This window comes from Agrobacterium sp. SORGH_AS 787 (genome assembly GCF_030819035.1).
In the GTDB taxonomy this organism is placed as follows: Bacteria; Pseudomonadota; Alphaproteobacteria; order Rhizobiales; family Rhizobiaceae; genus Agrobacterium; species Agrobacterium larrymoorei_B.
Genome location: NZ_JAUTBG010000001.1, coordinates 216,347 through 241,068 on the forward strand (window position 1 = coordinate 216,347; position 24,722 = coordinate 241,068).

The 24,722-nt window shown below is 57.7% G+C and carries 24 protein-coding genes; 11 read left to right on the forward strand and 13 right to left on the reverse strand.

The window, feature by feature from the left end; genetic code table 11:
• Positions 1-63: 63 nt before the first annotated feature.
• From QE435_RS00905 to QE435_RS00915, 3 genes are all read left to right on the forward strand, one after another.
• Positions 64-1,020, forward strand: coding sequence for an aliphatic sulfonate ABC transporter substrate-binding protein (locus QE435_RS00905; protein WP_349039868.1), 957 nt, complete (start codon positions 64-66; stop codon positions 1,018-1,020).
• A gap of 118 nt (positions 1,021-1,138) precedes the next feature.
• Entirely contained in the window at positions 1,139-1,918 is a 780-nt protein-coding gene (locus QE435_RS00910; protein ID WP_306929996.1) for an ABC transporter permease subunit, read from the forward strand.
• Positions 1,919-1,949: 31 nt separating this feature from the next.
• On the forward strand, positions 1,950-2,738 hold the full coding sequence (locus QE435_RS00915; protein WP_349039869.1) for an ATP-binding cassette domain-containing protein: 789 nt from the start codon (positions 1,950-1,952) through the stop codon (positions 2,736-2,738).
• A gap of 29 nt (positions 2,739-2,767) precedes the next feature.
• Here the strand turns inward: QE435_RS00915 and QE435_RS00920 are convergent, their stop codons facing one another.
• From QE435_RS00920 to QE435_RS00980, 13 genes are all read right to left on the reverse strand, one after another.
• Complete coding sequence (locus tag QE435_RS00920) at positions 2,768-4,138, reverse strand: LLM class flavin-dependent oxidoreductase (RefSeq protein ID WP_349039870.1); 1,371 nt, start codon at positions 4,136-4,138, stop codon at positions 2,768-2,770.
• Between the two features lie 133 nt (positions 4,139-4,271).
• On the reverse strand, positions 4,272-5,504 hold the full coding sequence (locus QE435_RS00925) for an SfnB family sulfur acquisition oxidoreductase (protein WP_349039871.1): 1,233 nt from the start codon (positions 5,502-5,504) through the stop codon (positions 4,272-4,274).
• Positions 5,505-5,507: 3 nt separating this feature from the next.
• Entirely contained in the window at positions 5,508-6,758 is a 1,251-nt protein-coding gene (locus QE435_RS00930; RefSeq protein WP_349039872.1) for an SfnB family sulfur acquisition oxidoreductase, read from the reverse strand.
• Between the two features lie 35 nt (positions 6,759-6,793).
• Positions 6,794-7,447 (reverse strand): methionine ABC transporter permease, encoded by a 654-nt coding sequence (locus QE435_RS00935; RefSeq protein ID WP_309769077.1) that lies wholly within the window; start codon positions 7,445-7,447, stop codon positions 6,794-6,796.
• A complete protein-coding gene (locus QE435_RS00940) occupies positions 7,428-8,471 on the reverse strand; it encodes an ATP-binding cassette domain-containing protein (protein WP_349041100.1) in 1,044 nt (347 codons plus the stop codon). The genes QE435_RS00935 and QE435_RS00940 overlap by 20 nt, the downstream gene beginning before the upstream one ends.
• 110 nt (positions 8,472-8,581) lie before the next feature.
• Entirely contained in the window at positions 8,582-9,379 is a 798-nt protein-coding gene (locus QE435_RS00945) for a MetQ/NlpA family ABC transporter substrate-binding protein (RefSeq protein WP_306929989.1), read from the reverse strand.
• Between the two features lie 289 nt (positions 9,380-9,668).
• A complete protein-coding gene (locus QE435_RS00950) occupies positions 9,669-10,262 on the reverse strand; it encodes an alpha/beta hydrolase (RefSeq protein ID WP_349039873.1) in 594 nt (197 codons plus the stop codon).
• Positions 10,263-10,338: 76 nt separating this feature from the next.
• A complete protein-coding gene (gene ssuD, locus QE435_RS00955) occupies positions 10,339-11,547 on the reverse strand; it encodes an FMNH2-dependent alkanesulfonate monooxygenase (RefSeq protein WP_349041101.1) in 1,209 nt (402 codons plus the stop codon).
• A gap of 119 nt (positions 11,548-11,666) precedes the next feature.
• Positions 11,667-13,115: an FAD/NAD(P)-binding protein gene (locus QE435_RS00960; protein WP_349039874.1), complete on the reverse strand. Its 1,449-nt coding sequence runs from the start codon at positions 13,113-13,115 to the stop codon at positions 11,667-11,669.
• Between the two features lie 128 nt (positions 13,116-13,243).
• Positions 13,244-13,435, reverse strand: coding sequence for a hypothetical protein (locus QE435_RS00965; protein ID WP_349039875.1), 192 nt, complete (start codon positions 13,433-13,435; stop codon positions 13,244-13,246).
• Positions 13,436-13,613: 178 nt separating this feature from the next.
• A complete protein-coding gene (locus QE435_RS00970) occupies positions 13,614-14,381 on the reverse strand; it encodes an ABC transporter ATP-binding protein (protein WP_349039876.1) in 768 nt (255 codons plus the stop codon).
• 1 nt (position 14,382) lies between these two features.
• A complete protein-coding gene (locus QE435_RS00975; RefSeq protein ID WP_349039877.1) occupies positions 14,383-15,219 on the reverse strand; it encodes an ABC transporter permease in 837 nt (278 codons plus the stop codon).
• A gap of 11 nt (positions 15,220-15,230) precedes the next feature.
• Positions 15,231-16,196: an aliphatic sulfonate ABC transporter substrate-binding protein gene (locus QE435_RS00980; protein ID WP_349039878.1), complete on the reverse strand. Its 966-nt coding sequence runs from the start codon at positions 16,194-16,196 to the stop codon at positions 15,231-15,233.
• A gap of 447 nt (positions 16,197-16,643) precedes the next feature.
• Between QE435_RS00980 and QE435_RS00985 the strand changes: the two genes are divergently transcribed.
• The 8 genes from QE435_RS00985 (at position 16,644) to QE435_RS01020 (ending at position 24,715) form a co-directional block, all read left to right on the forward strand.
• Entirely contained in the window at positions 16,644-17,720 is a 1,077-nt protein-coding gene (locus tag QE435_RS00985; protein ID WP_349039879.1) for an LLM class flavin-dependent oxidoreductase, read from the forward strand.
• Between the two features lie 263 nt (positions 17,721-17,983).
• The gene (gene tauA / locus QE435_RS00990; protein ID WP_349039880.1) at positions 17,984-18,997 is read left to right on the forward strand and encodes a taurine ABC transporter substrate-binding protein; all 1,014 of its coding nucleotides are present in this window, start codon (positions 17,984-17,986) and stop codon (positions 18,995-18,997) included.
• A 68-nt stretch (positions 18,998-19,065) separates the two neighbouring features.
• Complete coding sequence (locus tag QE435_RS00995) at positions 19,066-19,869, forward strand: ABC transporter ATP-binding protein (protein WP_349039881.1); 804 nt, start codon at positions 19,066-19,068, stop codon at positions 19,867-19,869.
• Positions 19,866-20,729 (forward strand): ABC transporter permease subunit, encoded by an 864-nt coding sequence (locus QE435_RS01000; protein ID WP_349039882.1) that lies wholly within the window; start codon positions 19,866-19,868, stop codon positions 20,727-20,729. The genes QE435_RS00995 and QE435_RS01000 overlap by 4 nt, the downstream gene beginning before the upstream one ends.
• Before the next feature lie 174 nt (positions 20,730-20,903).
• Complete coding sequence (locus tag QE435_RS01005) at positions 20,904-22,223, forward strand: LLM class flavin-dependent oxidoreductase (RefSeq protein WP_349039883.1); 1,320 nt, start codon at positions 20,904-20,906, stop codon at positions 22,221-22,223.
• Positions 22,224-22,457: 234 nt separating this feature from the next.
• The gene (locus QE435_RS01010; protein WP_349039884.1) at positions 22,458-23,522 is read left to right on the forward strand and encodes a 2-dehydropantoate 2-reductase N-terminal domain-containing protein; all 1,065 of its coding nucleotides are present in this window, start codon (positions 22,458-22,460) and stop codon (positions 23,520-23,522) included.
• Between the two features lie 9 nt (positions 23,523-23,531).
• Positions 23,532-24,113, forward strand: a complete 582-nt coding sequence (locus tag QE435_RS01015) for a TetR/AcrR family transcriptional regulator (RefSeq protein ID WP_306929970.1) — start codon at positions 23,532-23,534, stop codon at positions 24,111-24,113.
• Positions 24,113-24,715 carry a DsbA family protein gene (locus QE435_RS01020; RefSeq protein ID WP_306930261.1) on the forward strand — a complete coding sequence of 201 codons (603 nt, stop codon included), beginning with the start codon at positions 24,113-24,115 and terminating at the stop codon, positions 24,713-24,715. The genes QE435_RS01015 and QE435_RS01020 overlap by 1 nt, the downstream gene beginning before the upstream one ends.
• Positions 24,716-24,722 lie beyond the last annotated feature (7 nt).

Sequence of the window (24,722 nt, forward strand, 5' to 3'; positions counted from 1 at the left end):
CGTCACGCCGCGTCGTTAGGATCAAGATCTGGATCAAGGACAACCCCGGTTGGAGATACATTAATGTTTGCTGCCATACGACGCGTCATCGGAGCGGGCATCGCCATGCTCGTCATGCTTTCGCTGTCACCTGCTTCTGCTGAAGATCTGAAGGAACTCAGGATCGGTTTCCAGAAGACCAATCTTCCAGTCATAGCCCAACAGCAGAAGGTCATCGAGAAAGCACTCGAGCCGAAGGGAACGACTGTTAAGTGGGTGGAATTCACCGCAGGGCCGCCGATCATCGAAGCACTCAATGTGGGTTCCATTGACTTGGGTTGGACCGGCGACGCTCCCCCGATCTTCGGGCAAGCAGCAGGCTCGGCGATCTCCTATGTTGCCGCGCTTCCTTCCAACGGCGCGGGCGAGGCAATCTTCGTGAAGCCTCAGTCAGACATCAAAACGGTTGCCGATCTGAAAGGCAAAAAGGTTGGGGTCGGTAAGGGAACCAGCGCACACAACCTTTTGGTTGCAGCACTCGAAAAGGCGGGCGTCGCGTTTTCGGATATCACACCAGTCTATCTTAGCCCGCCGGACGCGGCAGCCGCCTTTGCGAGCGACAAGATCGATGCATGGGCGGTCTGGGACCCCTTCTTCGCGATCGCCGAAACGCGATACAAGCCACGCGTATTGACCACCTCTGCCGAAACCCTGCAGGTCAAGACCTACTTCTTGGCGAACAGCAAGTTCGCAATCGCCCATCCAGACGTGGTCACGACAACAATCGATGCCCTGAAAGTCGCCGCAACATGGGCTGCTGCCAATCGCGATAAAGTGGCAGAGGCACTGCATGACGTGACAAATGTACCTCTTGAGGCGCAGACACTGGCTGCTAACCGTGCCGAATTCGGTATTGGCCCCATTACGCCAGAGATCGTTAAAAGCCAGCAGGAAACTGCGGACCGGTTCTTCAAAATTGGCCTGATTCCCAAACAAATCAATGTGGCTGACGCGATCTGGAAGGCACCAGGTACCAATTAAGGTTTTCCAATCGATCTCTCCTAGAGTTGATCGGCGCGCTGACCGTGGCGCGCCGGTATCCATTCAATATGACCGTCTGGCTGTAGGCTAGGCGTTGCACATCAGAGAAGCAGTTTTAATGGTTCGCATAGATCGCTTTGTCATAGAAAAGATATCGGGCTGGATATTGCCCGCCCTCTTGATCATTCTGTGGGAGATTGCGAGCCGCCTCGGCTGGATTTCCCCGAATACGATGGCGCCGCCCTCCGCGGTTGCAGAGGCTTTCTGGCGGCTGCTGCTATCCGGCGAACTGCTGCACAATATCGCCATCAGCACGGCGCGTGCTCTGTCCGGCTTTGTCATCGGCGGAACTATCGGCCTTGTTTTCGGCCTGATGAACGGTTTGTCGGCCTTGTCGCGCAATCTCACCGACACGACGCTGCAGATGATCCGCAACATTCCACATCTGGCACTGATCCCGCTGGTCATCCTCTGGTTCGGTATCGATGAGGAAGCCAAACTGTTCCTGGTAGCGCTCGGCGTTTTCTTCCCGATCTACGTGAACACAGTGCTGGGCATACAGACCGTCGACCGCCAACTCGTTGAGATGGGACGCACTTACGGCATGACGCCTTGGACGCTTTTTTTCCAAGTTATTCTTCCCGGTGCCCTGCCGTCGATGTTTGTGGGGTTGCGTTACGCGCTTGGAATTATGTGGCTGACGCTTATTGTTGCCGAGACCATTGCTGCCTCTTCCGGCCTCGGGTACATGGCGATGCAAGCCCGAGAGTTCCTACTGATCGATGTCGTCTTATTGTCGATTATCATCTACGCGCTGCTCGGAAAACTTGCCGACTCACTTGCGCGCCTGCTCGAACGGCTGACCCTGAAATGGCACCCTGCCTTTCAACCCGCTTGACGCCTCCAGATCGATGGGAAACTTAGAACCAATGTCCGTAGTCAACATCCCAAGTGTGTCAAAAGCGTCTTTTGCCGAACCCGCAGGCCCGGAGCCGGTGCGTCTACCGATTGCAGTGTCGTTTCGAGGCGTCACCCGCGACTTCGGCAACAAGCAGGTCTTGAAGGGCATCGACCTCGACATTCCCGCAGGCCAGTTCCTGGCTGTGATCGGCAAAAGCGGCTGCGGTAAGAGTACCCTGCTTCGCCTGTTGGCAGGACTCGACAAACCGACTTCCGGATCGGTGACAGTAACCTCACAAGATGGTAGCGGGCGCACCCGGATCATGTTTCAGGAACCTCGTTTGTTACCCTGGGCAAGGGTAGCCAAAAATGTGGGCGTCGGCTTGACCGGCATATCGAAGGGCTCCGAGGTCCGAGAGCGATCGCTTTCGATCCTGCGCGATGTCGGCCTTGAGGATCGCGCAGACGAATGGCCATCTGTTCTTTCGGGAGGACAAAGGCAGCGCGTCGCGCTCGCCCGAGCACTTGTCGCCCGGCCGCAGGTTCTGGCACTCGACGAGCCACTTGGAGCGCTCGACGCGCTGACCCGGATCGAGATGCAGCGGCTATTGGAAGATATTTGGCAGCAGCAGAAATTTACGGCCGTGCTCGTTACCCATGACGTCACCGAGGCCGTGGCGCTGGCCGACCGGATTATCGTTATCGATGCCGGCCGGATCACGCTCGATGTCGAGGTCCCCTTCGCGCGCCCACGTCGTCACGGCGCGCCGGAACTCGCCGCACTCGAGGGTAAGATATTGAACGCGTTGTTCACATGATCGATGGTGAGATGGGGAGCAAGCCAAGGTTACTGTTCCGTAGCGGTCCACCTAAACCTGCTGCCATAGTGATTGTCCGGCAATCTGTTACCAGCGTCAAACAACCGACTCCTCAGTGTGCCGTCTGAGTAAGCCGTCTTGTATGCGCCGCGCTCCTGCAATTCCGGCACGACGATGTCAATAAAATCGACATAGCTTTCAGGTACAACGGTTCGTGTCAGGTTGAAGCCGTCTATTTCGCCCTCGTCTAGCCAGGAAATCAATTCCTCTGCAACATGGGCGCCATCGCCAACAATCACAGGGTAACGCCCTCCTATCGCCAACTCCTGGAGCAATTGACGCTTGGTCCAGCCTCTTTGCTGAGCCAATTTTGTAACGGACTGAATTGCGTTGCCGGCCGCATACTCAATAGTCTCGTCCAGTTGATAACGAGAGAAATCGATACCGCTGCCAGCGGAGAAATGTGCCAATCCTGCCTCGGGGTTGGCGTGGTCCAGGTAATCCTCCAGCTTCGCTTTTGCCTCTGAGATGGTTCGTCCAGGCACAACCGTTATGCCCACGAATATCTTGATGTCCTCTGGACGCCTCCCGGCTGCGACGGCCTCGGCGCGCAGGGTGCGGGACGTCTTGGCAGCAGCGGCCTTATCGGTGGCGTTGATGAAAATGCATTCGGCATGGCGACCCGCAAACTGTCGGCCGCGCCCGGAGGTACCCGCCTGGTAGAGGACCGGCGTACGTTGCGCCGAGGGCTCCGACAAATGATATCCTTCGCTCTGGTAATAGGGGCCTTGATGATGGATTTTGCGCACGCGACCCGGCTCGGTAAACACGCGGCGCGCCTTGTCAACAACCACGGCATCATCCGACCAACTTCCCTCCCATAGCTTATAGAGCACGTCGAGATAGTCGTCGGCGCGGTCATAGCGGTTGTCGTGCTCGCTCATTCCAGTCTGACCAAGCGCGCGGGCGGCGCTGTCGAGATATCCAGTCACGATGTTCCAGCCAACACGGCCTTCAGTCAGGTGGTCGAGCGTTGAGATGCGGCGCGCAAAAGTATAAGGCGCTTCAACGCTGGTGTTGACGGTAATACCGAAACCGAGATGCTGCGTGGCCGCCGCCATGGCAGACACCAGCAGGGTGGGATCATTGACGGGAAGCTGCACCGACTCCTTTAATGTGAGATCGACCGAAGATTGATAAATATCGTAAACTCCAACGATATCCGCCAGAAACAGGCCGTCGAACAGACCGCGCTCCAGGGTCTTCGCCAGATCCGTCCAGTAGGATAGCCGCTTGTACTCGTGCGACCGATCACGCGGATGCGTCCACAGACCGTGATTGATGTGGCCGACACAGTTCATGCTAAAGGCGTTGAGGAGTATCTTCTTACGAGGCGGCATGACTTTCCCAGGAGTTGAAGCGTTTCCAGCGGGCAATCGATTTTCCAATTGGAATTGCGAAAATAGAGATTTAGAGAGACGTCGTCGGGTTCATGTTACTGGACGCATCAATGACAACGCGGCCAGGACTAAACTAGATCGCGCCGTGGCGAGGCGGCAGGCGGCCATTCAGTATGTATTGGCCAATCGCTTGGTACTTCCAGCGCACAGGATCATGGAGCGTGTGCGTGCGGACATTCCTCCAGTATCGGTCGAAATTGTCTTCCATCGTCGTTGATGATGTGCCGGAGAGTTCAAACAGCTTGTTGCATGCAAGCAGACCTGCCTTGGTGGACAAGATCTTAGCCTGTGCAACGGCGACGGACGCCGCGGCAACCGTGTCCTCTGTCGGATTGGCCATAGCCTCATCCACGGCACGCCCCGCCTTCCGCAACAATGCATCCGCAGCGCGAAGCTTTACGCGGACTTGCCCTATCTCGCTAAGGGTCAAAGGATCTTCGGCAGCACTTTCAACTTTGGCGTCGATCCAGGGTCGAGCTCTGCTGCGGACAAAAGCCAGCATCTCCCCATAGGCGCCCTCGCCAATTCCAAGATCGATTGCCGCATGGATGATCTGTGCCAGCGGGCCGATTGTCGTTGGCACTTCAAAAGAAGCCTGAAACGGTATGACCCATTCTGGCTCGACTGCGACGTCATCAAACCGCACGGTGCCACTGCCCGTGACCCGCTGTCCGAAGCCATCCCAATCGTCCAGAACGGTGACGCCCTGTGCGGTCCGTGGGATGAAGACGATATAGGTTCTGACCTCTTCACCTTCTTCTGCCGATACCAGCGTCGGAATCCAATGTGCATAGATTGCGCCGGTGCAATAGGACTTCGTGCCGTTCACACGCCATTGCTCACCCTTGTTTCGCGAGAGCTGCGTGCGGCGCTTGAAATCCTTATGACCAGTTTCCGCCAAAGCATTGCCGGTACGTTCACCAGCCAGAACACGGTCATAGAAATACCGTTTCTGAGCCTCGCTTCCGCCGACCCGAAGGACTTCGAGCGAGTAATAATGGTTTTGCGGGATCTGAGAAAGCGACCCGTCAGCAGCGGCGATTATGGCGGTGACCCGTGCAAGCGTGCCCGCTGATACCCCGGCTCCGCCATATTCCTTGGGGACGGTTATTCCCCAGAGACCCGTCGCAACGAAATCATCCAGTTCCTTCCATGGAAGGCGTCGCTCCGCATCACGGGCAGAAGCATCGGCTCGAACCCGATTTGCGAAATTCTGTGCCACCTCGAGCGCCTCCACATCGGATGTAATAAGATGCGGCCTCAGACTGGGTGCAGGTGCAGGTGTTGCAACGCGCGGATCGGTCATATCTCAGTTCCACTGGTGGCGTGCTGGTAATGCACCATTCAACTCGTAATTACCAATGAGATGGTACTTCCATCTGACAGGGTCATGCAGCGTGTGCACGCGGGCGTTCCGCCAATGGCGATCAAGGTTATGACCGGCACGCGTGGCGGCGGACCCCGCAAGATCGAAAAGCTTCTCGCTGGCCTCAAGAGCAATCTCCGTCGTCAGGATCTTCGCCTCCGCCACCGCCACGGAGGCACGAGCGCTGCTCTCAGCGGTTACCGGTTCCTTCGCAACGGCATCCAGCAAACGTCCCGCTTCATAGAGGATTTCCTGTGCCGCATTCAGGTTGGTGAAGAGGCTCCCTACTTCGTGAACGATGGTCGGATCATCCACTGCTCGCTCTACGCCCGAGTCCACCCAGGGACGGGCTTTTTCGCGCACGAAATCGAGCGTATCCCTCAGTGCTGCTGAGGCAATGCCCGCATCGATTGCCGCTTGAATAATCTGAGAGACTGGTCCTGCGAGGCCCGGCTTATCCAGGAAAGCGTGGACGGGAAAGACGAATAGCGGATCGACCGCCACCTTGTCGAAGATCACCGTTCCACTTGCGGTCGTTCTCTGACCGAAAGAATTCCAATCGTCTATCACCGTCACGCCTGGCTCATCGCTTCGCACCCAGACCTGAACTGCCCGGCCCTCATGATCCAATGCCCGAGTGGGAATGTAATGGGCGAAAATGGCGCCAGTCGAATAAAAACGCTCACCACTCAGCAGCAGACGCTCGCGACACTGCTCAAGCCGCGTGGTTGCGATGTTGACACGTTTGGTCTTCCGCTCCGGCCCGGCGTTGCCGATACGATAACCGGCCAGAACGTCGGCATAAACACGCGCCCTTTGCTCTTCGGTACCGATATCGTGAACCAGTGCAAGCACGCCAAAATGATTTTGCGGAATTTGTCCAAGAGCTGGATCCGCACTGCACAGAATTTCGAATACTTTGCTTAAGGTTTCGAAACTCGCGCCCGTTCCGCCATAAGCACGCGGAACGGTGATCGCTCCAAGACCGCTCTCCGTATAAGCCTCGATCTCTTCCCACGGCAACCGCCGCTCTCTGTCCCTTTCCGAAGCGCCCGGATGGAAGCTTTCGGCGAGTGCATAGGCTATCTCGATGGCCTCCTTATCATCGCGAATTCGGTGTACCGGTTTTGGAGGCCGTGGCCGCCGTGACGCCTCGGGATCGCCGATGGCGCCAATATCGTATTTATGAGGCAATGTTGTACTCCTGCCTGCCTTGCCAACTCGCTCGGTCAACGGGCGCGTAAACGCCGCACGGTTACATCGCCGACGAACTGGACGACGCACACAGTGGCGATCAGCACCACGATCACCGCCAGCATGACGGTGGTGTCAAAGCGTTGGTAACCGTAACGGATCGCCATATCGCCGAGCCCTCCGGCGCCGACTGCTCCAGCCATGGCCGAAGCACCGATCATGGACACCACCGTTATGGTAAAGCCGCCTACCAACCCCGGCAATGCTTCCGGGAGCAGCACATGCCGGATGATGTGCCAACGCCGACAACCTATTGCCTGGGCCGCCTCGATCAATCCATGTTCCACTTCACGCAAGCTGACTTCCGCGATCCGAGCGAAGAAAGGCGTTGCGCTGATCGATAAGGGTACGATGGCAGCCCACACGCCGATCGTGGTTCCCGTCACCAGACGCGTGAAGGGCAAAAGCGCCACTAGAAGCACGATGAAGGGCGTTGCGCGGAAGCCGTTGATGACAGCTCCAAGCACACGGTTTGCGCGGGGCGCATTGATAAGCCCACCGGGTGAGGACAGCACCAGAAAAACCGCAAGCGGAATGCCGACGAGAAGCGCGACGAGCGCAGAGACCCCCACCATCGTCAGCGTATCGAGGAAAGCCTGCCAGAGGCGGTTAAACATCTGCGGTGTCATAACCAATGATCCTTGCTGCGTGGGCCAGATCGGGACTCTTGATCAGATCCTCCAAGTCTGCGCGGGCGGGAGATGCCACGACTAGCCGACCGCTGACATGGCCCTGAATTCGGTCGAGATTACTCTGGATGATGTGTGTCCCCTCTCCGAGAACACGCAACAGACGACTGAGGTCGGGCTGCAAGCCGTCGGTCCCCTTGTAGGTGAACTCGATCAGCGCTGTTGCGCGCTGACCGCTCCAAGAGGAGGCCAGCCGTTCCGTCACCTCTTCGGGCAGACCGCGATCAAGCGGTTTCAAAAGCGCAAGCGTCGCTTCATGGCAGGGATTGCCGAAAACCTGCCACACTGGCCCTGTTTCGGCGATCTCCCCCGCCTCAAGCACAAGCACGTGGTCACAGATTTCCCGGATAACGCTCATCTCATGGGTAATAAGAACGATCGTGAGACCGAGACGACGGTTTATGTCCTTCAGCAAGGACAGGATAGAGAGCGTCGTTTCAGGGTCAAGGGCGGAGGTCGCCTCATCACAGAGCAGGATTTCCGGCCGGCTGACGAGTGCGCGAGCGATACCGACACGTTGCTTCTGCCCGCCGGACAGGCGAGATGGAAAGGTATTTTCCTTCCCTTCCAATCCCACAAGCTTCAGGACTTCCGCAACACGCTCTCGCACCTCCTGGGCTGGCACACCGGCAACGACTAACGGTAGCGCGACATTGCCAAAGACTGTCTTGGCCGACAGCAGATTAAAGTGCTGAAAAATCATGCCGATGCGGCGGCGCAGCGCCACAAGCTGATCTTCGTCGAAGGTGGAGATGTCCTCGCCATCGACAAGCACCTGTCCCCCGCTCGGTCTCTCAAGCCGGTTGATCAAACGCAGCAGGCTGGACTTACCTGCACCGGAGCGCCCTATGATACCGAAGACGGAACCTGCGGGCACATCAACGCTAATATCGCTGAGCGCCCTTACCGCGCCTGCGGAAGAGATGTAAGTTTTTTGAACCGCATCAAAGCGGATCGAGCCCACCGTACCCGGCAATGGCTTCGATACGCGTGACGGGGCTAAATCCTCAGATGGGCGCGCCGTCGCCGTAGCTCGGAGCGCAACATCATTGAAGGCATCGAAATGAGCCACACTCATTTTTCCCACGCGATCGTATAAAGCTTAGGATTATGAGCGAAGCCGTTATCGATCGCCTCTCGGACGGCCTTGGAGTTCTGATACAATTCCACCACCTTCTTCAGGGCTGGATTGTCCGCCTTGGCTTTGTTTGCAGCAAAAATAATGGCGAACTGCTTATCGTCGACACCGGAAAAGATGAGCGCAGAGCCGGGATCGAAGGTCTTGGCGGCAATGATGAAGTGAGGATATCCAAGTGCTAGATCTACGTCGGCCGTGATGCGCGCAAGCTGAGGACCCTCAACTTCCTTGAACGTGACATTCTTCGGGTTTTCGACGATATCATCAAGCGTGCCGAGAAAGCCGACGCCGTCTTTCAGCTTGATCAGCCCACCCTTCTGGAGGAGCAGCAGTCCGCGCCCCTGATTGACCGGGTCATTGGCAATCGCCACCGTCGCCCCCTCAGGAACGCTGGCGAAATCCTTGTGTTTAAGTGAGTAGATTCCGATATTTGCCAGCGTACCAACGCCGATAGGCGTTATGTCATACCCCTTTTGTTTTATAGCATTCGTCAGAAAGGGGATGTGCTGAAAGTAGTTCAGATCCAGATCCCCCGCTTGAAGCGCCTCATTAGGCGTCGTCCAGTCGCTGAATTCAATGACCTGAAGATCGATGCCAGCAGCCTTAGCCTCCGGCACAAGTGCGGCTACAGAGTCACCGTAAACGCCGGGAACGACTCCGATCTTTACAGTTTCGGCAAAGGCGGACCCGGTGAAAGCAAGCATCAAGCCGAGAAGAAAAGCAGTTAATTTCATGGAAGCCCCTTCAAAATTTATTTGTATAGAAAATTAGTAGATTTAATTCGTTTTGGGAGAAAGGAACCGCTTTTTCTTCACGCCTTGGAGAAAAAACGTTTCAAAAATCGTAAGCCGACACAGCAGAATCGATCGTGTGGAATAAATCAGCGGCAGACTGAATTGCTCTATTGCGCACCAACGGGAAAAATTTTGAGCGAAACGAGGTCATCCTGAGAGGCTCACCCGACAGACATTGTGAAGCGCTTCGCGGAATCAACACACAAAGGTCGTGAGGTGATGACAGGTTTCACGCTACCTGCTCGGTCTTTGTCGAGACGAGGCGTTCGGAATGATCCAGCGCAAAGGACGTGGGCCTGATGAGGCGCTCGAAAAGCGCATAGCCTTGCGGCCATCGCCCGAAACCGCTGGCGATATTGAGATGGCCGACGGCACCCAGATTAACGAGTTCACTGCCCCAGAGCCCAGCAGTCCCTGCCACCTCCTCCGCATCCATGTAAGGGTCGGTCGTGCTGCCGACAACGAGGCTCGGAAAGGGAAGCGTCAAAGCCGGAAAACTGCCAAAGCGGACGATGCATGGATGCAGCGCCTCTACCTTCTCCAGCGAGGCCGGTGCAACGAGAAGAGCTGCCTTGATCCTGGTCGCCAGCGGCCGGCTGGCCATGTTCGCGATCAGCAGGCAGCCGAGACTGTGTGCCACCACATAAGCCTCCTCCGCACCGGCCAGCGCGGTCTCAAACCGCGTCAGCCAGTCTTCCAGCACCGGGCACTGCCAATCATCCTGATCGACCAGCTTCGCGGTAGGATCATCCCGAAGCCAATGGTCCTGCCAGTGACCGGGAGGTGAGCCATTCAGTCCAGGAACAATCAAGGTCGTACACATGTGATATCCATGAGTGCGGACTCCGCTGTCTCGGAGGATGTGCGACGGGGCGTTTGGTGTTGTACGATTTCAGGTGTCAGCCCTGTGACGCGGCCGCCACCTTCGGATGCTCAGGCGCAGAAGCGGAAGCCGTCTTCACGTTGCCACCATGCCCGCCGCCGCCGAAAACCTGATGCTCTCCGAAGGAAGAACGGATCTGTCCTCTTGGGCCGGGAAGGCCGATTTCGGGGAAAAGCAGCTCGGAGACGCGATAGGCTTCTTCCAGATGTGGGTAACCCGAGGCGATGACGGTGTCGATGCCGATGTCCTGATACTCGCGCAGCCGCGCCGCGACTGTCTGCGGTGAACCGACGAGCGCCGTGCCGGCACCCGAGCGGACGAGACCTATACCGGCCCAGAGGTTCGGAGAAACCTCAAGCCTGTCACGCCGCCCCTGATGAAGAGCAACCATGCGGGCCTGACCGACCGAGTCCGAATTCTTGGCGAAGACCTCCTGCGCAGCGGCAATCGTCTCGTCTGACAGTTTGGAGATCAGCCTGTCGGCCGCAGCCCAGGCCTCCTCATCCGTCTCCCGTACGATGAAGTGCAACCGAATACCGAAGGTGACCTTCTTCCCATGCGCCTCGGCAGCTTTCCGTACCTTGGCGATCTTTTCCGCGACCTGCTGCGGCGGCTCGCCCCAGGTCAGGTACTTGTCGGTGATCCCTGCGGAAAAATCGATCGCGGCATCCGAGGAGCCGCCGAAATAGATCGGTGGATGGGGTTGCTGAACCGGCGGCAGACCAAGGCGCGCATCGATGGCCTTGATATAGCGCCCATCGAGATGAGCGTGGCCGGTGGCTATCAGCGAGTTGAAGACCTGGAAGAACTCATCCGCGTGATCGTACCGCTCGTCATGGGGCAGGAATATCCCATCACCCGCAAGTTCCTGAGCGCTCCCGCCTACAACGATGTTGAGAAGCAGGCGGCCATTCGAAACGCGGTCGAGCGTGGAGGCCAGTCGTGCGTAATAGGCGGGAGACGCGACGCCGGGCCGGATCGCCACAAGAAACTTCAATCTCTCGGTATGCGCCGCAAGATCAGCAGCCAGAATGAAAGACTCCTCACAGGCCACACCCGTCGGGATCAACACACCGGAATAGCCGAGACGATCCGCAGCCTTGGCGATCTCACGAAAATAACCGGGGTCGGAAGGCCTGCTCAGCTCATCGGAGCCGAGATAGGCCCCATCTCCAGAGCTTGGAATAAACCAGAGAAAATCGAGAGGCTTATCAACTGTCATAATCATATCCTATGGGCGCATCGAGTAGACGCCGATCTTATAAAAGTCTGCCAAATTGATAAGAAATCCCGTTCCAACACGAGCACCAACAGCGGAACAAATCTCTCTTAAAGCGCCGATCGTCAGCCTGCGGCCACGTAATCTGCACGACGCGAGATTTCGTCCTTTTGAATCAGATCACCCACACCGCTCGCGACGAAGATCGCATGTTCCGTCACCTGGGGCAGCCCCATCAACTCTCCAAACGTCCCGCGCGCGAGGGGACCGGCAATGAAGAGCGAGCTCGTGCTCTCGCCTGAAGTCGATACTGGATGAGATTGAGCATCGACCAGGATACCGAGTCCGGTCGGGCAAGCCTGCAAGACGCCGGCGTCTTCAAGTTGCTGAAGCATTGTCTGACTTTGAAGAATGCCGCCATGGGCCGGGCCCGTGGTGACGACGATAGCATCGACATCGAGCGCTTCAATATTTTTGCTGCGTTGAGGCCGCAGCATAACCCGGTAGCCTCCGGCGCTTTTCGTAACGGAAGAAAGCGAGGCGGCACGCACATCCATCTGGCCGGTTGAGATCGCCTCCTCCACAGCGGCTTCGACCTGCGGCGCGATCCGAAAGCGATGGACATCCCAGAACGGCCGCAGGTGTCGGGCAATGCGTCTGCGCGCGGCAACCGGCAGGTTTTTCCAGATGTCCTGCCCCTGCCCTCTGAGCGCGTCGACAACGCTGTGCCAGGTCATACCCAGATCCTCCGCCTCCTGTAGACGTTGGCGAACGGCATGAAGCAGCGCGCTGGCTGACTGGAATCGCTCCGCCAGGAAATCGCCGAAAGGCTCCTGCCCCGCTGGCCCGTGGCCACGCGATCTCAGCCCTCTGCGAGAAACGGCGGTGATGTGGCCTGTATGCCGACGTCTTTTGAGAGAGGCAACGACATCGGCAGCGGTCAGCCCATTTCCAACGATGAGAACGCGATCTGCCGGATCGATCGCGTTTGCCGCGTCAGCCACCGTGAAATCCCCAATCAATTTCGGATCTTTCTCGAAAGGCTGAAGCACCCGCGGCAGAGAAGGTGGCGGATGGCTGACGGCCAACACGACAATGTCGGCCAGCAGCACGTTTCCATCAGCCCCGATCATTTCGTAACGGCCTGCTTTATTCGATATCGACACCACTTTTGTCCGCCAGTGTCCGATACGCCCGCTCTTCAGAAACGGTTGAATACGTGCCGAAACATAATCACCGAAGACGGACCGCCGGGGATAGGGGGAACCATCGTGAGCGATCAACTCATCATCGTTATGGGAGGGCAGACCTCTCAGATAATTCTCGAAATCATCTGGTATATCGGGAAATAGGGTCATTCGCGCCGCAGGGACATTGACCCTGTGTGCTGGATCGATCGCGCTATAGGCCAGACCGCGCCCCAATTCAGATCGCGGCTCAACGATCACGACGGATGCATCGGCGGGAATGTCTTTGCCCCCCACAAGATGCACCGCAACGGCAGCACCCGTAAAGCCACCGCCAACAATTGCCACACTCACATGACCAGACGATGCTGGAGAAAAAGACCTCATGGTTTTTACGTCTTTCCCGAAGCAATTGGGGCACACACGGGTTACCTCCATTGCTCGCACTCTCTTTGTCCAGGCATTTTAGGACGCAAAAACCGGTGACACCACAAATGCTGAAGACGGATCATTGCCTAAATAACGGGGTAGCAGGCAAGACCCCAGAAGGCAATTTCGGCTTCTTGCTCACGATCCCGATCGTTACTCTGATCGAGGCTTTCGATAGGAGGCAGCGGCGTTTCAAAAGCATCGAATTCCGCCTTGCGATCGTTTACTCGGAATATCCTGAATGTATCGAGCGAAAACAGATTGAAACCGATAGACATTTCACGTTCTCCTTCTACTGAGACGTATAGTTTCGCCAGCTAAGACGCTCGGGTCAACATTCTCTACAAGATCACTATTCTATTTTTGACCCATTTCTGACAAAGCTCTTCGCTTTCCCGCGTGTCGCTTGGAAACGGACCAAACAGCGTTCTGAGGGGCGGACTGTTTGAGTTGCACTCAAGCAGCATCCGCTGGCCTGTCATGACGTGCACCCGCACTTAAGGAACGCTCCAGCAGCTCCGACAGCTGGCGTTTCAGCGTGGTGACGGCGGTGGAGTTTCGATCCCGTTTACGTGGGAGATCGACATTGACCGTTTCGAATATTCGTCCGGGCGATGGCTGCATCACGACGATCCTGTCGGCCAGCACCACGGCCTCCTCGATATCATGCGTGACAAGCAGCATGGTCGTTCGCTGTTCCAGCCACAGATCGGAGAGATGATCTTGCAGCGCTGTCCTCGTCATCGCATCAAGCGCTGAAAACGGTTCGTCCAGCAACAGAACCGCAGGCTCGACCACCAGCGCCCGGGCCAGCGAGACGCGCTGTGCCTGACCGCCAGAAAGCTCGCGCACCCACCGGTCTCCATAGGTTGACAGACCCATACGGTCCAACGCCTGCAAAACGCGAAGGTGACGATCTTCGCGAGAGAGGTGCGTCAGCCCGAAGCCGATATTGTCCGCAACACTCAACCACGGAAAGAGCCTTGGTTCCTGGAAAACAAGGTTTACACGTTCATCGGGTTCGGTAAGCGTCTTAGCCTGGAGGATGATGCGGCCGCGCGTCGCGCTCTCAAGACCCGACACAAGCCGCAGCAGCGTGCTTTTGCCACATCCAGAGCCACCAATGATGGCGACCACTTCTCCCGGTTTAATCTCAAGACTGAAGCCGCTGATCGCTTGCGTACCATTGGGATAGGTCTTCGATAGTGCATCTATGATCAGCATCTTATCCCTTCCGGCCGTGGTGATCATGCCACCGAACAAAAGGCGCGCTACCGACAATCAGCAGCGTGTCCGTCAACTTGCCGAAGACAGCGAAAATGAGGATAGCAGCCAGAATCTGGTCGGGCTTGCCCAGTTGCTGCCCATCCACGAGAAGATAGCCAAGCCCGTTCGAAGCACCCATGAACTCCGCCGCCACCACGAACATCCAGCCAAGCCCGAGACCGGCCCGAAGTGCCAGCACATAGTCCGGCAGGACGGAAGGAAGAAGAATACGCCGCACAAGTTGGAAATCAGACAGACGAAATATTCGCCCGACTTCCACCACCTTGCGATCGACACCACGAACGGCGCCGTAAACGCCGAGATAGACGGGAAAGAAGACACCGACGGCAATCAGCGCGACCTTGGATGCTTCAAATATTCCGAACCACAGAATAAACAACGGGACCCAAGCGATAGAGGGAATAGCGCGCAGTGCTTGCAGCGTGGGGTCGAGCAGGCGGCTCAGACGCTGTGAATATCCGGTGATCGCACCGATGACTGTGCCTAAGGCTGCCCCCGCCAGAAAGCCGACCGCGACACGCCAGAGCGTAATGCCGATGTGGCCTGCCAGTTCGCCCGAAGATGCAAGTTCGGTAATGGTCTGGAAAATGCGCGACGGCGGCGGCATCAACCGTCCCTCAATAAGTCCGGAACGCACCAGCACCTCCCATAGGAGGAGAAGAATGCACGGAAATATCAGGCCAAGGACTGGATTGTCGAGAACCGGGATGCGTATCGCATGCGTCCCGGCTTCTTTCTTCTGACTATCCGCCCGCCACAAATCGGCCAACGCCATGAAACAGCTCCCTACTGGCCGAGCGCGCTACCATAGGTCGGATCGATCAAGTCGCTTGCCACTTTCTTTACATCAACGTCCGTCTTGATCACGCCCGCCTGTTGCAGGGCGATGCCTGCCGCCTCGATCGTCTCCCGTTGCTCGTCACCGATCCTGGCGTGGCTAAGATCGGTACGCTCAAGCTGCTTTGCGATGACGCTATCCGGCAGTTTGGTTGCAGTCACCAGCGCAGCCTTCAGAACACCGGGCTCGGCGATGGCTTTCTTACGCGCGACCTCATAGGCAGCGATCACGCGGGAAACGATTTCGGGATGTTCCTTCGCAAACGCTTCACGAACATTCAAAACGCCCCAACTGTTGTTCTCCGGCTTGCGATAAAACAAGACATCGCCGTTCTCCACCTCAGCCGAGGCCATAATCGGATCGAGACCAGCCCAGGCATCGACATCCCCACGCTGCAACGCCAGCTTGCCATCCGCGTGCTGCAAAAGCACAAGTTTGACATCCTTCTCGGAAAGACCGGCATCAGCCAAAGCGCGGACCAGAAAAATATGCGGATCTGTTCCGCGCGTCACAGCAATGGATTTACCCTTCAGATCCGCCACCTTGGCAATGCCGGTGTCTTTCTGGGTCACAAGCGCCGTCCATTCAGGGCGAGAATAAACATAGACGGATTTGATGGGATTACCGTTGACGCGCCCGATGAGAGCGGCAGCGCCTGCGGTCGAGCCGAAATCCAGCGATGACGCATTGAGGAACTCCAGCGCCTTGTTGGAGCCCGCGGACTGCACCCAGGTCACCTTGATGCCGTCCTTGCTGAATTCCTTCTCCAACAGACCGTCATTCTTCAGCACCAGACTGACAGGATTATAGGTCGCCCAATCGATGCGTATCTCGGAAAGCTCGGCCGCCAGCGCCTGACCAAAGGTCGTCACGGATGCCAAAAGACCAAGCGCCAACCCCAAAACAACCTTCATCGTCTGCTCCCTTTAAAAGAATGAAGTCAATCTATGATTTTGATCAACTTCTGAAAGGTGCCCCTTTCTAAAGTTTGCGCGGGCTTTGGAATAAAACAGTCGAAAAGTGGTCTCAGAGATGCTTCGCCGTTATCGGGAGATCGATTTTCGAAAAGCGCAATGCGTCGTTTTATTGAAATGAACCCTCGCACGACGCTCTGACGGCTAGTCAGGCGCAAGGGCAGCGGACAATCGCCACCGCTTGACGCCGTCATCAAAGCGAATGCCACCAAAACATATAAAATCGGTAGAATTTACTGCCAAGGCCCGGACGCAGCAAATTCCTTTCCCCGCACCGTCACCAATTTGGATTGCCCTGCTTGGTTGCTCTGCCTGTCGTCTGGAATGCTTTCATTGTGAGGCAATCGCCTCGCGAAATTCACAGATAATGACATTCAGGATGACGGCATGGGCGGCGCGAGCGAATTTCTCTGGTATATTCCAAACGACACAAAAGCCGGCCATCGAGGAGACATCGCATCAGCCGATCATAACAGCCTCGCCACCCTGACCTCCCATGCCAAGGCGTTAGAACAAAACGGCTGGAAAGGCGCGCTGATCGGAACCGGCTGGGGCCGGCCCGACACATTTACGGTCGCCACGGCGCTCGCAGCGCAAACCTCAACCTTCGAACCGCTGGCGGCCATTCGCCCGGGCTATTGGCAGCCAGCGCACTTTGCGTCAGCGGCAGCAACCCTTGACGAGTTATCGGGTGGACGCCTTCGCATCAACATCGTCTCGGGTCGGGATGATCTTGCCGCCTATGGAGACAGTGAAGGCGATCAGGCGCAGCGTTACGCCCGCACGAAGGAATTCATGCGGCTGGTTCGACGGCTCTGGACCGATGAAAATGTTACTTTCCACGGAAAGCATTTTCAGCTTTCCAATTCGACTGCTCAGCCCCGGATCACCAAGAGGAAAGGTCGGCTGCATCCGAAGCTCTACTTTGGCGGTGCGTCGGATGCTGCGGAACGGGTCGCGGCAACGGAGGCGGATGTTCAACTTTTCTGGGGCGAACCACTGCAATCCATAAAGGACCGTATCGAGCGACTGAAGGACCTCAGTAAACGACTGGACCGTGATTTGCCGCCACTGGAATTTGGCCTGCGTATCACCACTGTCGTTCGCAGCACAACCGCGGAAGCCTGGCGCGATGCGGAAGACAGGGTTGCCGAAATGGCAAAGGGCAGCGGCGCGCGCTGGAACGACCATCTGCAGTCTGTCGCCGTGGGCCAGCAGCGATTATACGATCTGCAACAACAAGGTGATGTGCTGGACGACAACCTTTATACAGCGCCGGGACGCGTCGGCGGCGGTGGAGCCGCGACCACCTGGCTGGTCGGGTCAGCAGCGGATGTCGCTGCGTCCCTCAACAAGTACCGAGAGCTCGGCATCACGAAGTTCATATTATCGGATACGCCTTATCTGAGAGAGATTGAGCGGCAGGGGAAAGAGCTTCTCCCGCTACTCGAAACTCATCTCTAGCAATGAAGACTGAGCCCCAACAAAGTGATAACACCGCGAAATTATTGACTGAGGCTCACTCCATCCTACTCCGCTACCCAGCCTCGGGGCCTGCACCCCAAGTTGTTACCAACGAGTACAGTGTCGCGAAATTTCTCCTGCTGATACGCGAAAATTTAGAATGTTACGCCCAAAGATAAGGCGATAAGCGGCCGCTCATCTCTCTATAAAATGAATAGATTACATAAATTGAATGTCATGAGATATCACATGGAGAACCCCTCATGACAAAGCTTTCCCGTCGCGCTTTCGCCGCCCTCATCGCAGCCTCTGCCGTCAGTACTTCCTTCGTCGCCACACCCGCATGGAGTGCCGAGACGACCATCAACATCGGTTATCAGCCGATCGTCGAGCCATCCCGCGTGCCACAGGCGGACGGCACTTACGAAAAAGCGACGAAAGCCAAGATCAACTGGCAGAAATTCGATGGAGGCGCGGATGTGATCGCCGCCATCGCATCCGGTTCGATCGATATCGGCTATGTAGGATCCTCACCGTTGGCGGCCGCCGCAAGCCGCCAGTTGCCGATTGAAACCATTGCTCTCGTCGGCCTGATCAGTCAGGCCGAAGCGCTTGCCGTTCGAGGAATTACCAAGCCGGAAGACCTGGCAGGCAAGAAGATTGCCACGCCCTTCGTATCGACGGCCCATTACAGCCTGTTGACGGCCTTGAAGCACTGGAACATCGATCCGAAGACGGTGAACATCCTCAACCTTCGCCCGCCGGAGATTGCTGCTGCGTGGGCGCGTGGTGATATCGATGGCGCCTATGTTTGGGACCCGGTACTTTCCGAGATCAAGAAAACCGGCACCGTGCTTGCCACCTCCGCCGATGTCGCCAACTGGGGCGGCCCGACCTTCGATGCATGGATTGTCAGCAAGAGTTTTGCCGACGCACATCCTGATCTCGTCAAAGCCTTCGTCAAGGTGACGGGCGATGCGACCGCCGCTTACCGCGCCAACCCCGAAGCCTGGAACGCGACGTCGCCGGAAGCTGCGAAGATCGCACGCCTTACCGGTGCCAAGCAGGATGAGGTTCCCGCACTTCTGAAGGGCTACATCTTCCCCACGCTGCAAGAGCAGGCTGGTGCCGATTTGCTCGGCGGAGGAACAGTCAAGGCTGTTGCTGCGACCTCGGCTTTCCTCAAGGAGCAAGGCAAAATCCCCGCGACACTCGACGACTATAGCGCATACGTTTCTCCGCGCTGGGTTCAGGACGCAGCCAAACTGTCCTTCTGATCTGTTCAGCGTACCCGAGAACCGGCACGCCGATGCGTACCGGTTCTTCCCGTCGTGCGAGGAAATCCATGCCTAGCCGCCTCACCTTTGACACTGTAAGCCTGACCTATCCGGGCGAGAGCAAAGCGTCACCCGATGTTCCGGTCCTCGAGCGTATCAACCTCTCCGTCACCAGCGGTGAGTTCGTTGTGGTTATCGGCAGGTCGGGCTCCGGCAAGACAAGCCTCCTCAATCTGGCGGCCGGTTTCCAAGCGCCGACCTCCGGCACCATATTGCTCGATGGGAAGCCGATATCAGGCCCTGGAGTAGAGAGAGCCGTCGTTTTTCAGGACGACGCGCTTTATCCTTGGCTCAACGCCCGGGACAACATCGCCTTCCCCTTGTCGCTGAAGGACGTGCCGCTCGCCGAGCGCCGCGAGATCGCCAATGATCTCTTGATCCGGGTCGGCCTCGAGGGTGCTGGCGACCGGCGCATATGGGAACTGTCGGGCGGAATGCGCCAGCGCGTCGGTATCGCCCGCGCACTTGCCGCAGAACCTCGCTTCCTTTTGCTCGACGAGCCGCTTGGCGCGCTGGACGCCCTGACCCGCACAAGACTGCAGCTGTTCCTCCTTCACATATGGAAGACGAGCCAGCCCGGCGCTCTGCTGATCACGCACAGCATCGAAGAAGCATTGCTGCTGGCGACTCGCATCGTCGTGCTACAGCCAAATCCTGGCCGGATCGGCACGATCCTCGAAAGCGGCTTCGCCGAGGAAATCCTGTCCGGAGCCGATCCACGCAAAGTTCGTCAGTCTCCATTGTTCCGCAGCATGCATGACGGGCTGACGGCGCTTATTCACGATACAGCCGATGAGGAACTTGCAGCATGACGATCCTTGCCGACACTCGCCCTGCAAAGATCAAAGCAGAAAGCCACTCCGTGACCGGACAGCCGAAAGCCGCGCCGTCGCGCCTGCGCGTCCCAACCCTCGTGATCTCGTTTCTAACTGGTCTCACGCTTCTGGGAGCTTGGTGGATAGCGTCTGCCCTCAACGTCGTCTCGCCAGTCTTTCTGCCCTCTCCACCGGTCGTCGCGGCCTCCTTCGGCACGCTGTTCACAACAGGTTTCGTGGATTCCACGCTTTTGGAACACCTTGCCGCAAGTCTCGGTCGCGTGCTTGGCGCTCTGGCCGTATCACTCGCCGTCGGTATTCCCGTCGGCCTGCTAATCGCTCTCAGCCGCGTCGGTCGAGGCGTTCTCGACCCGATCGTAGAATTCCTGAGGCCACTGCCACCGCTGGCCTACCTTCCGCTGATCATCATCTGGGTCGGCATCGGCGAAGCCTCGAAGGTAACGGTGATCGCCCTTTCCATGCTTCCACCGATCATCCTGTCGACGAGTGCAGGTGTCAAAGCCGTGCCAAAGGATTTCGTCCATGCCGCCCGTGCCTTCGGCGCCACCCGCACCCAGGTCCTGACACGCGTTTTGCTGCCTGCATCCGTGCCGTCGATCCTGACCGGCATCCGCATCGCGCTCGGCACGGGCTGGTCGACCCTGGTGGCAGCCGAACTGGTAGCAGCCACCCGCGGCCTCGGCTTCATGATCCAGTCGGCTGCGCAGTTCCTCGTCACCGATATTGTCATTGCGGGAATTGCAGTCATCGCCGTCGTTGCCTTCGCACTCGAATGGCTTGCTAGACTTATAGAGCGGCGCTTCGTGCCGTGGGCCGACACATCACGCAGGCGCTGAGCTGATGAGGGCGGGCGACCAAGACTCTCCTGCCCTATCCTCATTGTTGCGTGGTTAGTTGGGGTGAAAAAGGTGAGAGATGGTACTCTCCTGTATGACGGCTATCCCGTCTCGATATAAAGTCCGCGCAACGTTCTGCGCGCACCGCCTCATCGTTTTATCGGGATCAACTTCATGTCGAAATCACTCCACCTCACTGCCTTCATGCGCCCGGTCAGCCTTCATACAGGTGCATGGCGCTATCCCGGCGCTTATCCCGATGCCAATTTCAATTTCGGCCATTTGAAATCTTTCGCGCTGGCGCTGGAGCGAGCAAAGTTCGATGCGTTCTTCATGGCCGATCACCTGGCGGTGTTGAACATGCCCATCGAAGCCTTGAGGCGTAGCCATACGGTCACCTCGTTCGAACCTTTCACCCTTTTATCGGCACTCGCATCGGTAACGGAAAGGATCGGTCTTGCGGCAACCGCGTCCACGACCTTCGACGAGCCCTACCATGTCGCCCGCCGGTTTGCCTCGCTGGACCATATCAGCGGTGGACGGGCGGCATGGAACATCGTCACCACATCAAACCCCGATGCCGCCCGCAATTTTGGTCTCTCCGATCATGTGGAGCATGGCGAACGTTACAAGCGTGCGCGCGAATTCTTCGACGTCGTCACCGGCCTGTGGGACAGTTTTGCCGATGACGCAATGATCCGCAATCAGGAAAGCGGCATCTTCTTCGATCCAGACAAGATGCATGTGCTGGACCATAAGGGCGAGGAATTCAGCGTGCGAGGACCGCTGAACATTGCCCGCCCGGTACAGGGTTGGCCCGTCATCGTGCAGGCGGGCCAGTCGGAGCCCGGAAAGCAACTGGCTGCTGAAACGGCCGAAGTCGTCTTTGCCGCACCACGTGATTTAGAGACCGCCAAGGCGCTCTATGCCGATATCAAGGGCCGCATGCCCGCCGCCGGTCGCAATCCTGCGCATCTGAAAATTCTACCCGCCGCAATGATCGTCATCGGCGACAGCGTGGAAGAGGCGAAGGCCAAGCGGTCCAAGCTCGATAGCCTCGTGCATTACGACAGCGCGATCGCCTCCCTTTCCATCGCACTCGGCCACGATGCCTCAGGTTTCGATCCCGACGCCCCACTGCCGGAAATCCCTGAGACCAATGCCAGCAAGAGCGGACGCGCGCAGGTGCTGCGGCTTGCCGAGCAGGAAAAACTGACCGTGCGACAACTGGCACAACGCTATGGCGGCTATGCGGGGCTGGCCTTCATCGGCACGCCGAGAACGATCGCAGATGAAATGGAGACGTGGTTGAACGAACAGGCGGCGGATGGCTTCACCTGCGTCTTCCCGTTCCTCCCGCAAGGCCTGGAGGATGTAACGGGTAGGCTTGTGCCGGAATTACAACGGCGCGGCCTATTCCGCAAAGACTACGAGGGCGCAACCTTGAGAGACCATCTTGGCCTGGCGCGACCAGCCAATCGCTTCTTCGTGTGATCGCGCGCGCCTTCCGGCAGTGTTGCTATCGGAAAGCACATCATTGTCATTATCGGCGCGCTGACAAACCTTATCGCGGGAGCGTCGAAGAACCCGATCCCTCCTTCGAAAGCCGTCGCGGAAGATTATTCCACCAATTTAATAGAAATAGAATGACCGGTCTTCCTAGGTTGCTGGCGTGATCGTAGATTTCATCTACTCACCCTGATCGCCCACCCAAGCAGAAGGCTTCAAATGCCACGTTATGTCATCATCGGAGCCGGCGCAGTCGGCGCGAGTCTGGCCGCCCAGTTTGCCTTGTCCGGAATTGATTATGTCCTGGTCGGGCGGGGCGCTCAAATCAGACACATCAAAGACCACGGCCTGACGTTCCGCAGACCTGACGGCGTGCGACAGATCAAACTTGCGGCCTTTGATCTGGCAGAGCCGTCAGAGTTGCGAGAGGGCGACATTCTCCTGCTCACGGTCAAGTCCCAGGATGCCGCCGGTGCGCTTGCCTACTGGTCGTGGCGCGCCGTCGCCGGCTCACACCTGCCGGCAGCCTCATCCCTGCCCATCGTCACGTTCCAGAATGGTCTTGCCACCGAGGCCGCTGCTCTTCGAACATTTGCCAATGTTTACGGGGCAAGTATTCTGACGCCTGCCCTCTTCACCGAGACCGGCACAGTTGCAGTCGCGGGAGACCCTGTGCTTGGCATCGTCACGGTCGGGCGTTTTCCTGCAGGACGCGATGCCTTGAGCGACCAGATCGCCGCCGACCTCACCAAGGCCGGATATCTGGCCGAAGCCGTCAGCGATATTTCCCGGTGGAAGGCAGCAAAGCTGCTCCACAATGTCCGCAATGTGCTGGAATTATTCGATGGTGACGTTGCCCTTCGCGAACAGATCAGTACGGCGCTCGTTCAAGAGGCAACGCAGGCACTGCACGCCGCGGGATACACTCTCGCATCACCGTCAGAGCGTAGCATCGATATCTCCCACTGGCGTATCGCGCCCGACAGCGGGGTTGCTCCCGGCCAGCAATCGACATGGCAAAGCTTTACGCGGGGGGCCTCGAGCGAGGTCGATTTCCTCAATGGCGAGATCGTGCTTCTTGGGCGTCTTCACGGTATTCCGACCCCTCATAATGAAGCCGTTCAACGTCTGGCAGGTCAGCTTGCCGAAAAGGCCGAGTTCACAAAACCGCTGCCGCTGGAGACGATTGCCGCGCTACTGGATCGGAGCGAAGAACCGGCCCGTGGAGGCCCTGCAATACATCCAGGGCGTACAGTTACCAGTAATTTCAATTCGGCAGCGTGAAGTGGTGCAATGAAAGAAGCCATATCTGACCACATTATCACAGCGGCCGGCACCCTTTTCTATCGCGAGGGCATCAGGGCCGTCGGCATCGACCGCATCATCGAGGAGGCGAAGGTCGCGAAGGCCACGCTTTACCGCCACTTCCCCTCCAAGGATCATCTCGTTGCCGCCTATCTTTCAGCGCGCCATGAGCGGGTTATACAGTCTCTGACCGAGGTTCTATCCTCCGCGCTGTCTCCCAGAGAGCAAATCCAATCGATCTTCGAACGGCTCTATGAGAAAGCGGACAGCCCGGATTTTCGCGGCTGCGCCTTCGCGCTCGCCGTCGCCGAACACGGCGAATCTGAGAAAGTCTGCTCGGTCGCCCGGCGTCACAAGGCAATGGTCCGCGACATTTTCTCCGTCGTTCTGGGCAAGGCAGAAATCCTCGATGATCTGGCTGCCGCCCATCTCTCACTTCTCTACGAGGGAGCGCTTGCGACCGTTGCCGTCGGGCGCGATCCACAGGCCGTCCTGCTGGCGCGCGATTGCGCGCTTGCCGTTTTCGATACGGCCTCCCCTCTTCTCCAGACCCATAGAAAGCAGGCATGATGACAAAGACCATCGATTACTTCTTCAGCATCGGTTCACCCTGGGCCTTCATCGGCCTTGAGCCCTTTGTGGCACTGGCAAATAGACACGGCGCGACCATCAAGCCCCATGTCATTCCGCTGATCGAGGAAAATGGCGCCATCTATTCCCGCAACCGGCCAGAGATACGCCGGGCCTATTGGGTGAAAGACCTCAAACGCTGGGCCGCTTTGCGCGGTAAGCGGCTTAGTTTCGACAACCGGGCGGCTCTTGCCGATCCGACACCGGCTGGTGCTCTCGTAGCGGCCGCTATCGAGGCCGGGCAAGACTGGCTCACTTTGACGCTGGCGCTGCAAGAGGCATTCTGGGTGCGCGGCGAAGATATCGGCAATTCGGCCATTCGACGCGCGATTGCCGATCAAGCGGGCTTCGATGGTGCCGCCTTGGACGAACTCGGACAAAGCCCGGCAATAGAGGCGCAACTGAAGGCAAGCTACGAAACCGCCAAGGCGGCAGGTGTCTTCGGCGTGCCGACCTACCGCTATGAGGATGAGCTCTACTGGGGCCAGGACAGCCTTCCATTCCTGGACCGCCATCTTCAAGGTGAACGTCTCGCAGCCTGAACGGCAA

Coding starts and splice junctions, on each gene's coding strand:
- QE435_RS00915 (WP_349039869.1), top strand. CDS start 1,950: ATGTCCGTAGTCAACATCCCAAGTGTGTCAAAAGCGTCTTTTGCCGAA.
- QE435_RS00995 (WP_349039881.1), top strand. CDS start 19,066: ATGCCTAGCCGCCTCACCTTTGACACTGTAAGCCTGACCTATCCGGGC.
- QE435_RS00925 (WP_349039871.1), bottom strand. CDS start 5,504: ATGACCGATCCGCGCGTTGCAACACCTGCACCTGCACCCAGTCTGAGG.
- QE435_RS00975 (WP_349039877.1), bottom strand. CDS start 15,219: ATGGCGTTGGCCGATTTGTGGCGGGCGGATAGTCAGAAGAAAGAAGCC.
- QE435_RS00945 (WP_306929989.1), bottom strand. CDS start 9,379: ATGAAATTAACTGCTTTTCTTCTCGGCTTGATGCTTGCTTTCACCGGG.
- QE435_RS01015 (WP_306929970.1), top strand. CDS start 23,532: ATGAAAGAAGCCATATCTGACCACATTATCACAGCGGCCGGCACCCTT.
- QE435_RS00960 (WP_349039874.1), bottom strand. CDS start 13,115: ATGAGGTCTTTTTCTCCAGCATCGTCTGGTCATGTGAGTGTGGCAATT.
- QE435_RS00935 (WP_309769077.1), bottom strand. CDS start 7,447: ATGACACCGCAGATGTTTAACCGCCTCTGGCAGGCTTTCCTCGATACG.
- QE435_RS01000 (WP_349039882.1), top strand. CDS start 19,866: ATGACGATCCTTGCCGACACTCGCCCTGCAAAGATCAAAGCAGAAAGC.
- QE435_RS00920 (WP_349039870.1), bottom strand. CDS start 4,138: ATGCCGCCTCGTAAGAAGATACTCCTCAACGCCTTTAGCATGAACTGT.
- QE435_RS01010 (WP_349039884.1), top strand. CDS start 22,458: ATGCCACGTTATGTCATCATCGGAGCCGGCGCAGTCGGCGCGAGTCTG.
- QE435_RS01020 (WP_306930261.1), top strand. CDS start 24,113: ATGACAAAGACCATCGATTACTTCTTCAGCATCGGTTCACCCTGGGCC.
- QE435_RS01005 (WP_349039883.1), top strand. CDS start 20,904: ATGTCGAAATCACTCCACCTCACTGCCTTCATGCGCCCGGTCAGCCTT.
- QE435_RS00970 (WP_349039876.1), bottom strand. CDS start 14,381: ATGCTGATCATAGATGCACTATCGAAGACCTATCCCAATGGTACGCAA.
- QE435_RS00985 (WP_349039879.1), top strand. CDS start 16,644: ATGGGCGGCGCGAGCGAATTTCTCTGGTATATTCCAAACGACACAAAA.
- QE435_RS00950 (WP_349039873.1), bottom strand. CDS start 10,262: ATGTGTACGACCTTGATTGTTCCTGGACTGAATGGCTCACCTCCCGGT.
- QE435_RS00980 (WP_349039878.1), bottom strand. CDS start 16,196: ATGAAGGTTGTTTTGGGGTTGGCGCTTGGTCTTTTGGCATCCGTGACG.
- QE435_RS00965 (WP_349039875.1), bottom strand. CDS start 13,435: ATGTCTATCGGTTTCAATCTGTTTTCGCTCGATACATTCAGGATATTC.
- QE435_RS00905 (WP_349039868.1), top strand. CDS start 64: ATGTTTGCTGCCATACGACGCGTCATCGGAGCGGGCATCGCCATGCTC.
- tauA (WP_349039880.1), top strand. CDS start 17,984: ATGACAAAGCTTTCCCGTCGCGCTTTCGCCGCCCTCATCGCAGCCTCT.
- QE435_RS00910 (WP_306929996.1), top strand. CDS start 1,139: ATGGTTCGCATAGATCGCTTTGTCATAGAAAAGATATCGGGCTGGATA.